The 13986-nt window shown below is 69.8% G+C and carries 8 protein-coding genes and 2 pseudogenes; 7 read left to right on the plus strand and 3 right to left on the minus strand.

Annotated features, from left to right (window positions below):
• Window positions 1–28: 28 nt before the first annotated feature.
• Together hemC and ligD are read right to left on the minus strand one after the other, a co-directional pair.
• A complete protein-coding gene (gene hemC, locus LK06_RS31015) occupies window positions 29–964 on the minus strand; it encodes a hydroxymethylbilane synthase (RefSeq protein WP_039654884.1) in 936 nt (311 codons plus the stop codon).
• Window positions 965–1013: 49 nt separating this feature from the next.
• The gene (gene ligD / locus LK06_RS31020) at window positions 1014–1967 is read right to left on the minus strand and encodes a non-homologous end-joining DNA ligase (RefSeq protein ID WP_078858741.1); all 954 of its coding nucleotides are present in this window, start codon (window positions 1965–1967) and stop codon (window positions 1014–1016) included.
• Between the two features lie 183 nt (window positions 1968–2150).
• On the opposite strand from ligD, the gene LK06_RS31025 reads away from it, so the two are divergent.
• The 6 genes and pseudogenes from LK06_RS31025 (at window position 2151) to LK06_RS31050 (ending at window position 8962) form a co-directional block, all read left to right on the plus strand.
• A complete protein-coding gene (locus tag LK06_RS31025; protein WP_234367550.1) occupies window positions 2151–2357 on the plus strand; it encodes a putative quinol monooxygenase in 207 nt (68 codons plus the stop codon).
• A gap of 183 nt (window positions 2358–2540) precedes the next feature.
• Complete coding sequence (locus LK06_RS31030; RefSeq protein WP_039654886.1) at window positions 2541–2921, plus strand: DoxX family protein; 381 nt, start codon at window positions 2541–2543, stop codon at window positions 2919–2921.
• Entirely contained in the window at window positions 2918–3388 is a 471-nt protein-coding gene (locus tag LK06_RS31035) for a peroxiredoxin (RefSeq protein WP_039654887.1), read from the plus strand. The genes LK06_RS31030 and LK06_RS31035 overlap by 4 nt, the downstream gene beginning before the upstream one ends.
• Window positions 3389–3440: 52 nt before the next feature.
• The gene (locus LK06_RS31040; RefSeq protein ID WP_039654888.1) at window positions 3441–5771 is read left to right on the plus strand and encodes a SpoIIE family protein phosphatase; all 2331 of its coding nucleotides are present in this window, start codon (window positions 3441–3443) and stop codon (window positions 5769–5771) included.
• A gap of 113 nt (window positions 5772–5884) precedes the next feature.
• Window positions 5885–6823 (plus strand): annotated as a pseudogene (locus LK06_RS31045) (TauD/TfdA dioxygenase family protein); the annotation flags it as partial.
• A 53-nt stretch (window positions 6824–6876) separates the two neighbouring features.
• Window positions 6877–8962: pseudogene (locus LK06_RS31050) on the plus strand (ISAzo13 family transposase).
• A 324-nt stretch (window positions 8963–9286) separates the two neighbouring features.
• Here the strand turns inward: LK06_RS31050 and LK06_RS31055 are convergent.
• Window positions 9287–10816, minus strand: a complete 1530-nt coding sequence (locus LK06_RS31055; RefSeq protein ID WP_086083603.1) for a metallophosphoesterase family protein — start codon at window positions 10814–10816, stop codon at window positions 9287–9289.
• A gap of 650 nt (window positions 10817–11466) precedes the next feature.
• On the opposite strand from LK06_RS31055, the gene LK06_RS31060 reads away from it, so the two are divergent.
• Entirely contained in the window at window positions 11467–13854 is a 2388-nt protein-coding gene (locus LK06_RS31060) for a M4 family metallopeptidase (protein WP_043432160.1), read from the plus strand.
• Window positions 13855–13986: the final 132 nt, after the last annotated feature.

Genomic DNA, 13986 nt, shown 5'->3' on the forward strand with positions numbered 1-13986 from the left:
GCCATGGTCGGCCGCGGGCGCGCGCCGATCAGTGCGGGATGCCGTCGATGATCTCCCGCGCCCCCTGTCGGAGGAGTGCCACCGCGACCGATGTGCCGAGAGTGGCCGGGTCGAGTCGGCCCGCCCACTCGTGGGCGTTCAGCCGGGTCTTGCCGTCCGGAGTGAACACGCAGGCCCGCAGGGACAGCTCACCACTGCGGTCCGTCCGCGCGTAGCCGGCGATCGGGCTGTTGCAGTGTCCTTGCAGCACGTGCAGGAACGTCCGTTCGGTCGTGGCTTCCCGGTGCGTCGCCGGGTCTCCGAGCCCGCTGACGGCGTCGATCAGCTCGGTGTCGTCCTCCCTGCACTGCAGGGCGAGGATGCCGGCTCCGATCGGCGGCATCATCGTCTCGGGGGACAGGACCTCACTGATCACGTCTGTCCGGCCGATCCGCTCCACACCCGAGACGGCCAGCAGCAGCGCGTCCGCCTCCCCGGCCGCCAGCTTCTCCAATCGGCGGTTGGCGTTGCCCCGGAACGGTACGCACTCCAGATGCGGGTGTGTGGCGGCCAGCTGGGCGACCCGGCGCACCGAGGAGGTGCCGATCCGGGTGCCGGTCGGCAACTCGTCCAGGGTGAGCCCGCCCGGGTGCACCAGCGCGTCCCGGATGTCGTCCCGCTTCAGGAACGCGGCGAACGCGGTCCCGGCGGGCAGCGGCCGATCGGCGGGTACGTCCTTGACGCAGTGCACCGCCAGATCTGCCTCGCCGGCCAGGAGTGCGGCATCCACCTCCTTGGTGAAGGCCCCTTTGCCCTCGACTTCGGACAGATCGCCGAGCCATGTGTCGCCGGTGGTCCGCACCGGGACCACCGCAGTGCGCACACCGGGGTGCAGCGTGGTCAACTCGGTGCGCACACGCTCGACTTGGGCCAAAGCCATGGGGGAGTCACGGGAGACGATACGGATCAGTTCGGGAACCGGCATGCGGACACGATAGACCCCGAGAGCATCGCCCGCCCCGGTTGTCGGGCTTTTACACGCAGCCCTCAGGAAGGTCCGCAGCTGACTCCTGCGGTGTCAGGTCCGGGCGCAGCCGCAGCCATGACGGCTGGCGCAGCAGCCCGGCCCGGGTCCGGGTGCTGTAGCTCACCTCGCCCACCACTCGGGGCAGCACCCAGTGGGCGTCCGGGATGCGCGGCACCGGATCGAAGGGGCAGCGACTGCTCGCCATCTTGCCCAACAACGCTGCCAGTTCCGTCCGCTCCGCCTCGCTCCAGCCGGTGCCCACCCTGCCCACGTACCGCAGCCGGCCACCCGCTCGCTGACCGGCCAGCACGGCGCCGGGCAGCCCGGTCATCCGTCCCTTGCCGGGTAGCCAACCGCCGACGATCACGTCTGCTGCGCGCATGTTCCGGATCTTGATCCAGGCGCGGGAGCGCACCCCGGGCTCGTATACCGAGTCCAGCCGTTTGCACACCAGACCTTCCAGGCCGTGCTCCCGGGTGGCCCGCAGTGCCTGGGCGCCGTGGCCGGTGGCGGCGGCCGGCGTCGACCAGTACGGCCCGGCCAGGTTCAACTCCTCCAGCCGTGTCCGCCGCTGCACATACGGCAACCGCACCAAGGACTCCTCCAGGTACGGCACGTCGAACAGCACCAGGTGCACCGGCACCAGGGCCGCCCGGAGCGCAGCCCGTGCGGGGGCATGCGCGAGGCCCATCCGGCTCTGCAGCAGTTGGAAGTCGGCCCTGCCCTGCGCATCCAGGGCCAGCACCTCGCCGTCCAGGATGGCGGGAGTGGCGCCCAGGGCGCCACCGAGCGGCCGGAGTTCGGGATAGGCCGCGGTGATGTCCTCGCCCGAACGGGAGCGCAGCCGCACACTGCCGTCACCGGGTAGATAAGCCATTACCCGCTGGCCGTCCTGCTTGGTCTCGTAGGCCCATAGCTCGTCCTGGGCGGCGGGTGGCAGCGTACCGGGGGTGGCGAGCATCGGCGCGATGGGAGGCAGGGGCGCGGCGGTCACGGAGGGAGGTCTCGACCGGATCCAACGGCCTCACGCGGATTTCGGTACCGGTTCCCCTGAACGGATCCGTCGCGCCGGGAAGTGTGGTCGTGGTCGGAGACGGCCCGACCGGGAAGGGGCGACGGCGGTCCGCCTCGACGACGACATGGCGTGGACGCGGTGCGCGCCCCGCTGCGCAGGATGCGCGAACCGAGCCCGGCCGAACTCGCGAACCGCGCCTACGAGCCGCACGAAGAGGTCGACCGGCCGGGATCGTTCCTGTCCTGCGAGCGGTGCACCGACCGCGCCGGTTTCGAGGCGCAGCGGGAGACCGGTCATGTCGCCGAGCTGATCAGGGGAACCGATTCCCGCTGCTGACCGAGCCGACCGTCACCTTGGCCGAGACGCTGTGAACCGGGACTCTTCTGCTCAGGAGCATCGGTGGCGGTCTTGGCCGGGGCGGCTCGCGCGTGGCTGCCTGATCGCCCCTTCCCCGAGGACAGCCGGCCCTGGTTCCTACCGTCCAGTAATATCCGGCAGCAGGTCATCAGAGGAGGAACCGTGCCCCGGTCCGAACGCTCACCCCTACTGCTCGCCGGTCTGCTCGCCGCCGCCGGAGCCGCGCATTTCACCGCCCCGCGCCAGTTCGACGCGATCGTTCCCCGCGCTCTGCCGGGATCACCCAGAACCTGGACGTACGCCAGCGGGATCGCCGAACTGGCCCTTGCGGCCGGGATCGCCGCGCCGCGGACGCGCGCGACGGCCGCGAAGGCGGCGGCGGCCTTCTTCGTCGGGGTCTTCCCGGCGAACGTACGGATGGCCGTGGACTGGCGGCATCGGCCCGCGCCGCTGAGGACGGCCGCCCTGGCGCGGCTGCCCTTGCAGGTGCCGTTGGTGCTGTGGGCCCGCGGGGTCGCCAGGAACGGGGAGGGGCGGCGGTGACGGCGCGTATCGAGGTCGGGGACGAGATCGAGGATTTCGCCCTGCCCGACGAGACCGGTACCACTCGCAGGCTCACCGAACTGCTGGCCGACGGTCCGGTCGTCCTCTTCTTCTACCCTGCGGCCCTCACCCCTGGCTGCACCGCCGAGGCCTGCCACTTCCGCGACCTCGCCACAGAGTTTGCCGCGCTGGGAGCCCGGCCCGTCGGGATCAGCGGTGACAGCGTGCACAAGCAGCAGGAGTTCTCCGGTCGGCACACCCTCGGCATGCCGCTGCTCTCGGACGGTGACGGAACCGTGTCTGAGCGGTTCGGCGTCAAGCGAGGGTTTTCGCTCGCCCCGACCAGGCGGGTCACCTTCGTCGTTGACGAGAACCGAACCGTGTTGGAGGTCGTGCGCAGCGAACTACGCATGAACGCGCACGCGGACCGGGCTCTCGCCGCCTTGCGTGACCGCCGAAGCAGCTGAACAGGGCCGTCCCGCGCTTGATGCACCGGAACAATCGGATCATCCTGTTCATATGGAGCAAGTCGCCGCCGTGGCGGTCGTCGATGCCCAGGGCAGGGTGACCGGGTGGAGCACGGCCGCGCGGCTGCTCACGGGGCACTCGGCCGAGGAAGTCGTGGGCCGTCCTGTGACCGATCTGCTCGACGGGAACCTCCCCCGCGGCATACTGGGTGCGCGTTCCGGAACGGTGTCCCTGCGACACCGCGACGGTCACCGCATCGAGCTGAACCTCTCTGCCCGCCCGATCCTCGGCGCCGACGGCAGGCACACGGGCTTCGTCGTCACCGCTGAACCGCCCGGACCCGCGCTGGCGGCCCGTGCCTTCCAACAGGCGTCCATGGCCATGTCCGTCTTCGACCTGCAGCAGCGCTACCTGCGGGTCAACGACGTCGCCTCCCATCTAATGGGCGTTTCCGAGGAGGCGCTGCACGGCCGTTTCTACCCCGATACCGTCGAGGACGCGGAGCACAGCCGTGGATTCCTCGCGCATCTGCGCCAGGTCGCCGAGACAGGCCTGCCGGTCCGTTACGAGAGCTTCACCAGCGCCCCCGCCCTGAACCGGGAACACGCCTGGAGCATCGAGATGTGGCCGCTGTGCGACGACTCCGGCGAGCCGACCGCGGTCGCGCTCGCCGCTCTGGACAGCAGCGAACAGCACTGGGCCCGGCGCCGCCTCGCCCTGCTGAACGAGGCGGCGACCGGGATCGGCACCACCCTGGACGTGGTGCGCACGGCTGAGGAACTCATCGGTCTGCTGGTCCCGCAGTACGCCGACTTCGCCAGCGTCGACCTGCTCGACTGGGTCCTCGGAGCCGATGAGCCGCCCAGGACCCAGGACGACGGAGTCGTGCTCCGCCGCGTCGCCCATGGCTCCACCCGGCCGGGCAACCCCGGCGCGGCCGTCCGCCTCGGCGAGGCAGACTTCTACCCGCCCTCCGTACCGCCCGCCCGGGCGCTGCGTGAGGGCCGTGCCGTGCTCAGCCAAGCCGACGAACCCGACTTCGCGCAATGGCTCGCCGAGCGCAACGCACGTTCACCCCAGGGGCGCCCGTTCCGCAAGGGCGTCCACTCCCTGATCGCGGTGCCGCTCCGGGCCCGGGGCATCACCCTGGGCGTCGCGGTCTGCGTCCGCATGGCCCACCCGGACGACTACGCTTCCGACGACGCCGTGTTCGCCGAGGAACTCGCCAGCCGCGCCGCCGTCTGCATCGACAACGCCCGACGTTTCGCCCGTGAACGCGCCACGGCCCTCGCGCTCCAGCACAGCCTGCTCCCGCAGGGGCTGCCCGGACAGGCCGCGCTGGACGTCGCCCACCGGTATCTGCCCTGCGGATCACTGGCCGGCATAGGCGGTGACTGGTTCGACGTCATCCCGCTCTCCGGCAGCCGGGTCGGCCTGGTCGTGGGCGACGTGGTCGGCCACGGCATCCAGTCCTCGGCGACCATGGGGCGGCTGCGGACGGCCGTACGCACCCTCGCCGACGTGGACCTGCCGCCGGACGAACTCCTCACCCACCTCGACGACCTGGTCACACACCTGGCTTCGGAGGACAGCAGTGAGGAGGTCGCCGAACTCGGTGCCACCTGTCTCTACGCCGTGTACGACCCCGTCTCCCGCAGGCTGACGCTTGCCGCCGCAGGCCATCCGGCGCCGGTCGTTGTCCTGCCCGGCAGTACCGCCGAGTTCGTCCCCCTGATCGCAGGGCCGCCGCTCGGCGTCGGGGGGCTGCCTTTCGAGGCGACGGAACTGGACCTGCCCGAGGGCTCCGTCGTCGCCCTCTACACCGACGGCCTGATCGAGGATCGCGACCGGGACCCGGACGGCGCGTCCGAAGAACTGAGGCGCGCGCTGGGGACACCCGCGGACACCCTGGACGCCCTGTGCGACAACATCCTCAAGGCCGTCCTGCCCGACCAGCCAGGTGACGACGTCGCGCTGCTGCTGGCCTGCACCCGTGCTCTCGGCACCGACCGGGTTGCCACCTGGGACGTCTCGCCCGACCCCGCCCAGGTCGCCGTTCTCAGACAGGCGGCCGGTGAGCGACTGGCCGCCTGGGGGCTGGAGGAGACCGCATTCGTCACGGAACTCGTCGTCAGTGAACTCGTCACCAATGCCATCCGCTACGGCGTACCGCCCATCCAGCTCCGGCTGATCCGCGACCGTGCCCTCATCTGCGAGGTCTCCGACGCCAGTTCCACCTCGCCGCACCTACGTCGGGCACACGCGTACGACGAGGGCGGTCGCGGACTGCTTCTGGTCGCCCAACTCACCCAGCGCTGGGGCAGTCGGCAGACCGGCATCGGCAAGACCATCTGGGCCGAACAGCCGCTCCCTGGCGCGTGACCACAGCCTGAGCACTACCTGGTGACCGGATGCGGCCGTAGGGGACTCGAAGCCCGGGGCCGCGATGCCACGATCGCTGCCTGGAACCGGTACGGACGAGCAGGGGAGCGCGTATGACGACGCACAGGGCCACCGTGGGCCGGACAGCGACGGAGCAGGCCGGGGGCGTGGAGGTGAAGCCGGTCTCCGGGCACACCGGAGCCGAGATCACCGGCGTCGACCTCGCCCGCCCGCTGGACGCCGCCGTGGTGGCCTTGATCAGGCAGGCGGTGCTGCGCTGGAAGGTGGTGTTCTTCCGTGGGCAGAAGCTGGACCACGCCGGGCACGTCGCCTTCGCCCGCCGCTTCGGCGATCCGGTCGTCCTCGGTCACAGGGGCAGCGCCTCACCGGCCGACTTCCCCGAGGTGGAGACCACCGCGGACCGGCTGGAACTGGGCGGCCGGTTCGGCATGGAGCACGAGGAGTGGCTACGGCGGCGCCGGCACACCCTGCTGCGGGGCTGGCACTGCGACCACGGCGCCCGCATCGATCCACCGGCCGCGACCATCCTGCGCGCCGAGACCGTGCCGCCTTACGGCGGCGACACCACCTGGGCCAACCTGGTTACCGCGTACGCCGGGCTGTCAGCACCGGTCCGCGCCTTTGTGGACGGGTTGCGCGCCGAGCACCGGCTCGGCGTCGGCTACCAACCACGACCCGGCGACGACGCCTACGTCCGTCACCTGTTGGACCATCAGGTCGCCTCCGTCCACCCGCTGGTCCGGGTGCACCCGGAGACGGGGGAACGGGTGTTGTTCGTCAACGGCTACTACCTGGAGCAGATCGTGGACGTCTCCCGCGCGGAGAGCGCGGCCTTGCTCCAGATGCTGCTGGAGCAGGCGGTCCGTCCCGAATACACGGTCCGCTTCCGTTGGGAGCCCGGCAGCGTCGCCTTCTGGGACAACCGGGCCACCGTCCACCTCGCCCCCGGGGACAACGCCCACCTGGGCTACCCGCGGATCATGCACCGGGTGATGTTGGCCGGGGACGTGCCCATGGGGACGGACGGCAGGGAGCCGTACGGAAACAAGATGTCGCTTCCGGCAGTGTGCCTCGTTGACCTGGTATGGCGTTTTCGGAGGGGGAGCACGGTCAACTCGCCGTGCGGTTCGAGGTATTGCTGCCGCATCTGGACGAGCGGCAGCGGCGTTTGCTGCTGGCGGCCGAGGCGAGGTTGCTGGGGCATGGCGGTGTCCGGGCCGTCGCGCGGGTCGCGGGGGTGAGCGAGACCACGGTCCGCAGGGGTGTCTTCGAGCTGGAGGCAGGCGAGGCCCCACCACCTGCAGGCCGGACTCGCAGGTCGGGCGGGGGCCGCAAGCGGGCCGAGGAGGTCGATCCGGCTCTGCTGCCTGCGTTGATGGCGCTGGTCGAGCCGGATGAGCGGGGCGATCCGATGTCGCCGCTGCGGTGGACGACGAAGTCGCTGCGGAACCTCGCCGAGGAGCTGACGCGTCAGGGGCATCCGGTGTCCGCGATGACGGTGGGTCGGCTGCTGAAGGACAGCGGGTTCAGCCTCCAGGCCCAGGCCAAGACTCTGGAGGGAAAGCAGCACCCGGAGCGGGACGCCCAGTTCCGCTACCTCAACGAGCAGGTCAAGCAGCACCAGGCCGACGACGAGCCGGTCATCAGCGTGGACACGAAGAAGAAGGAGATGATCGGCCGACTGCCCAACCCCGGACGGCAGTGGCGTCCGAAGGGCGACCCGGTCCGGGTCGACGACCACAGCTTCTTCTCCGGGCCGACGGGTGAAGCGGCGATCCCGTATGGCATCTACGATCTTTCGGCGGACACCGGCTGGGTCAATGTCGGCACCGACCACGACACCTCGGTCTTCGCGGTCACTTCGATCCGTCGCTGGTGGGAGGTTCGGGGTCGCCACGACTATCCGCAGGCCACCCGGCTGCTGATCACCGCGGACGCGGGTGGCTCCAACGGCTACCGCTTCCGCGTCTGGAAGGCGGAGCTGGCCAGACTCGCCTCCGAGACGGGCCTGGCGATCACCGTCTGTCACTTCCCTCCCGGTACGTCGAAATGGAACAAGATCGAGCACCGGTTGTTCTCCCACATCACGATGAACTGGCGGGGCCGCCCGTTGACCAGCTATGAAGTCGTTGTCCAGTCCATCGCCGCGACCCGCACCCGTAGTGGGCTGCGGGTCGAAGCGGAACTCGACACCAGCCGCTATCCCCTTGGGCATCGCCATCAGCAAGGCCCAGCTGAAGGGCCTGCCCATCGAGTACCACGACACGCACGGCGCCTGGAACTACACCGTCCGCCCCATTGCCGACCATGTCGATGGCGAACTCGCCCAGGTCGCGGATCAGGACACAGCCCGCCGGCGGGTGCTCGACCTGCTGTCCGAGCCGGCCCTGACCGGGATGAGCCGCGAGGAACTGGCGGCCCTGTGCGGGAAGATCACGCCCGAGCTGGGCTCCCTGCGTGAGGAACGCCTGCACCGCAAGCGTGGCGGACCTCGCCGCCACGGGGCCGGAGACAACAAGCACCCGGTCCTCGCCCCCGCGGACCGGGTCCTGCTGAGCGTGATCTACCTCCGGCACGTGTGCTCACAGAACCTGCTGGCCGAGATGCTGGGCCTGTGCCAGCGCACCATCGGCCCGTCCATCAAGGAGGTCCGACGGCTCCTTCAGGAAAGCAGCATCTCCATCACACCCACCACGCTGTGTTTCTCAAGCGGTCAGGAGATCGAGGACTTCGTACGCACCGGGGCACCGGTCACCGCCCGGCTCCAGCTCACGCACCGCCTGGCCGACCCGTCCCTGACCGGGATGGACCGCGCTGAACTCGCCGACCTCATCGACCAGTTGTCGCTGCAGCAGGCCGCCTTGATCGAGCGGCGCCGCCACCATCAGCGCGGCGGACCGCGTCAGCCAGGCACCCGCGGAGGCGTCTTCCGTCAGAAGATCACCGATGCCGAACGCCTCCTGGCCGCCGTCCTTTATCAGCGCAAGCTCGGCACTCGGCAGGTCCTGGCGGATGCTTTCGGCGTCAGTCTCGGCACCCTCAACAACGCCCTCGCCGACGCCCACCCCGTCCTCCACGAAGCCGGAATCGCCCTGCCGCCCGCCCCGACCCGCTTCACCAGCGGCGCCGAATTGCTCGCATCCGTCAGCAGCGACACGCCAACAGGTTGATTCTCTACGGCTCCCAGGCCTTCCGTACCGGTCACCGGTACGGAAGCTGGCCGCTGGTGAACGCGTCTGACGGGGGACCGGGGCGGAGCCAGGTCTCCGCCCCGTAGACGGACGGCGACGCCCGCACCCGGCGGAGGGGCGGTGCCGCAACCGGCGGCAATCGCCCGTCACGACCGGGCGGCACGCACTCTCGCCGCCCGCCCGAAACCCAAGCACGTCCCGTACGAGGGCTTCCGGCCGGCACCCTACGGCTTCCGGCCAGCGGGCCCCCGGAGCATGCGCCGGACGCTGCGCCTCGAGATGCGAACGTGCCGTGCTGCGGCACTAGCCGGTGCGGTCGGCCGGGTGCGATCGGTACAGCGGGATGACGACCTCGTCCTCGACTGGAGGGTCGAGTTCCTGCGCACGGTGACCGGTCGCGGCGAAGCAGCGTAGCCGGACCTCCTCTGCTGCGACGTCCAGGCGCAGGAAGCACTTGAAGAAGGGCGGGCTATAGGTGGCGGAGGACGGTGAGAACAAGTGCGTGTAGAGCCTCCGCACCGGCAGCCGGAACCGGGAGGGGCGCTCGGGGCGGCTGCCGGTGCCGAGGAGGCTCGCGACCAGCCGGGTGCGCCGGGTGATGCGGGCGTCGGGGCCCGGCGCCCGGCCCGGCTCGATACCGAGGCGTGCGGCGACGATGGAGGATGCCTCGGCTTCGGTCAGGGCGAAGAAACGGCGCAGCCTCAGTCGACGGCCGTAGAGGCGGCTGTAGAAGGCCAGTGAGTCGCCGCGCAGCGGATAGCAGCGGAACTCGCGTTCGGTGACGCCCCCGACCGACACCCGCGGGATGGTGTGCGTGGCGTGCATGAACGCCCCGCCCCCGCCCGCGACCACATACTGGATGACGCGGCCGTCCACGTCGATTGGGTACCGTTGGTAGTTGTGGATGTCGCCGCCGATCGCCGCTACGTAGTGGTGTTCCGGGGTCCGGACGATGTCGTCCACGGTGCCCCCACCTTCAATGGCGCACGGGTGGTGCTCGCCGTCAACGTACAAGGGTGACCCGGTGATCAAGATCTTCGGCTTCGGTCCCGTGGACACCTGGCGCAGCCAGGCGCCCTGCTCCGCGTCGATCGTGCCGAGCAACCCGGTGTCAATGCCGACGATGCGTATCGGCCCGGCGTCGATCGCCCAGTACGGGCCGGGCTGCACTGCCTGTTGAGCAGGAGCGCACCGCAACGCCCGGTCCGCGGCGAACTGTTGCTCGTCGGCCGGGCGCGGCCGGTGCCACAGCGTCGTGCGCCACCAGGCGCGGGTGAGCGGGCGGGGGCGGGGCTCAGGAGGGAGCGGCGGGGCATCGGCGCAGAAGACACGCATGAAGGCGCCGAGGTCCTCGTACCAGTCGTGGTTACCGGGTATCGCATAGATCGGTGCCGGATAGTCCCGGTACGGCCGGAAGAACTTGTTCCCGTAGTCGTCGGTGCTCCCCACCGGATAAATGACGTCGCTCGCGATCACCGCGAACTCCGTGTCCTGACCCGCCCTCAGCAGTCCGGGTACGACGGCGTACTGGGAGTCGTCGCCCTCGCCGGTGTCCCCGACGACCAGGAAGGAGAAGCTACCCGGCACCTCGTGCCGGAGCACCTTGTCGGCGGGCGCTCCCGCTGCCTGCCGCTGGGCCACCCAGCGGCTGCGGGTGCGGCCGGTGGGATCGCCGAACCACGAGGCCAGCACGCCGTTGCGGGCGGCCCACAGGGTCTTCGGGTTCAGCCAGGACAGCTTCTCGACATGGTCCGGCATCAACTGCTGGTAGGCGCCGCGTTCGGTCGAGCCCCAGCCGGCGCCTTGCGCGGTATCGCGTGAGGAGTCAGACACGCGGTGCACCGTAACAACGTGCCGGCCGTGGCTGGGATGCCGGGGTCGTGGTCCAACAGCCTTGCCTGACGGGTGTGTTCCCGTCGGGCAGGCTCAGCGTGAGCGTGGCCCTGCGCTGGGAACCGGAAGAGTCCCGGGCCACTCGCCTTCGCCGGAGGGGTGACCGAATGGAGAGCACGGGCGGCGTTGTGCTTCGTCGCCGTGTCGGACCAGGAAGCCACAGGCGTTCGTGGGCTGGCCGCCCGGGTCCCGTACGGCGTGGGTGTGATCAATGTGGGTGTTGGGCTGGGCAGCACCGCTTTCACGACGTCGCTCTGCCGCCGGGACCGCGGGTGAGCGATGTCGGCGCGAAAGGTGCTGCACCGCCACGCCGGGAACGAGGAGCATAGGGAAAACCCTCGAATACCTCCTGTGTGACTGTCATGTTCGAGTCAATACTGAGACTCTGCCGAACACACCGAATCCCCACGGTGTGCGTTCACATCACGGTTCCGCACAGCTCAGCTCGCCCGGGCGGCAGACCCGTCCGCCCGGTCTCTGTCACCGGCCGCGACCCGGCGGCCGCAGCAGGAGGAGTACGAGTGAGACGCCTTCCCCACACCGCCCTTCCCCACAACCCGCCTACAGGCAGACCCCGTTCTCGCAGGGGTCTGAACGGCAAACGGGCCACGGTCGGAGCCGCCTTGGTCTCCACCGCGGCCTTCCTCGCCGTCGGCATCCAGGCGGTACCGGCGACCGCCAAACCGGCCTCGCCCCATCCCAGCCCGCTGCGCACCGGCGGCATGGAGGCCAGGCTGAGCCCGGCCCAGCACAAGGCGCTGATGAAGTCCGCGAGGCAGGAGACCGCCGCGACCGCCCGCACCCTCGGGCTCGGGGCGAAGGAAAAGCTGGTCGTCAAGGACGTCGTCAAGGACAACGACGGCACCGTGCACACGCGGTACGAGCGCACGTACGCAGGTCTGCCCGTCCTGGGCGGTGACCTCGTCGTGCACACCCCGCCCGTCTCCCTGGCCGCGGGAACCGTGCGCACGACGTACAACAACAAGCACCGGATCAAGGTCGCTTCCACCACCGCGACCTTCGCCAAGTCGGCCGCCGAGAGCAAGGCCCTCAAGGCCGCGAAGACCCTCGACGCCAAGAAGACCACCACCGACAGCGCCCGGAAGGTGATCTGGGCCGGCACGGGTACCCCGAAGCTCGCCTGGGAGACGGTGATCGGCGGCTTCCAGGACGACGGCACGCCCAGCCAGCTGCACGTCATCACCGACGCCAGAACCGGCAAGGAGCTGTACCGGTACCAGGCCATCAAGACCGGTACCGGCAACACCCAGTACAGCGGAACCGTGAGCTTGAACACCACACAGTCGGGGTCGACGTACCAGCTCTACGACACCACGCGCGGCGGTCACAAGACCTACAACCTCAACCACGGGACCTCCGGCACCGGCACCCTGATGACCGACTCCGATGACGTCTGGGGCGACGGGACCGGTTCCAACGCCCAGACGGCCGGCGCCGACGCCGCCTACGGCGCGCAGGAGACCTGGGACTTCTACAAGAACACGTTCGGCCGCAGCGGCATCCGCGACGACGGGGTCGCCGCCTACTCGCGCGTGCACTACAGCAGCAACTACGTCAACGCGTTCTGGGACGACAGTTGTTTCTGTATGACGTATGGTGACGGTTCCGGCGGCACCCACGCCCTGACCTCGCTCGACGTGGCCGGCCACGAGATGACCCACGGTGTCACCTCCAACACCGCGGGCCTGGAGTACAGCGGTGAGTCAGGTGGTCTGAACGAGGCCACTTCCGACATCTTCGGCACGGGCGTGGAGTTCTACGCCAACAACAGCTCCGACCCCGGTGACTACCTCATCGGCGAGAAGATCGACATCAACGGTGACGGTTCGCCGCTGCGCTACATGGACAAGCCGAGCAAGGACGGCGGTTCCGCGGACTCCTGGTACTCCGGGGTCGGCAACCTGGACGTGCACTACTCCTCGGGTCCGGCGAACCACATGTTCTACCTGCTGTCGGAGGGCAGCGGCACCAAGGTCATCAACGGCGTGACCTACAACAGCCCCACCTCCGACGGGGTGGCCGTCACCGGCATCGGGCGGGCCGCCGCCCTGCAGATCTGGTACAAGGCCCTGACGACGTACATGACGTCCAGCACCAACTACGCCGACGCCCGGGCCGCCGCTCTGAGTGCTGCCGCCGACCTCTACGGCACCAACTCCACTCAGTACGCCGGAGTGGGCAATGCCTTCGCCGGCATCAACGTCGGCAGCCACATCACCCCGCCGAGCAGCGGGGTCACGGTGACCAACCCGGGCAGCCAGTCCTCCACGGTCGGTACCGCCGTCGCCCTGCAGATCCAGGCGAGCAGCAGCAACAGCGGCGCACTGACATACAGCGCCTCGGGCCTGCCGTCGGGTCTCTCGATCAGCAGCTCCAGCGGCCTGATCTCCGGCACGCCCACCACGGCGGGCACCTACACCACCACCGTCACGGTGAGCGACTCCACCGGCGCGACCGGCACCGCGACCTTCACCTGGACGGTCAGCTCCAGCGGAGGTGGCGGTTGCGGCTCCGCGCAGCTGCTGAACAACCCGGGCTTCGAGTCGGGCAACACTGGCTGGACCGCGACCAGCGGCGTCATCACCACCTCCAGTGGTGAGGCGGCCCACAGCGGCTCCTACAAGGCCTGGCTGGACGGCTACGGCTCCTCGCACACCGACACGTTGTCCCAGTCGGTGACGATCCCCGCGGGGTGCACGGCGACCCTGACCTTCTACCTGCACATCGACAGCTCGGAGTACACCTCCAGTACCCCGTACGACAAGATGACGGTGACCGCCGGTTCGAAGACCCTGGCGACCTACTCGAACCTCGACGAGGCCTCCGGCTTCAGCAAGAAGACCTTCGACCTGTCCTCGCTGGCGGGCCAGACGGTCACGCTGAAGTTCAACGGTGTGGAGGACTACTCCCTCCAGACCAGCTTCGTCGTGGACGACACCGCCCTGACGACCAGCTGAGCCGTACGGCATCCCGGTTCCCGCACGCGGAGCACCGCTCCGCGTGCGGGAACAACTGGTTGCCGGCCCACCCCTTGGAGCCGCGCCCGTACCCGGCGACCGTGGTGCCCCGGGGCACGGACGCGGTCCGCG

The organism is Streptomyces pluripotens, from assembly GCF_000802245.2.
Classification (GTDB): domain Bacteria; phylum Actinomycetota; class Actinomycetes; order Streptomycetales; family Streptomycetaceae; genus Streptomyces; species Streptomyces pluripotens.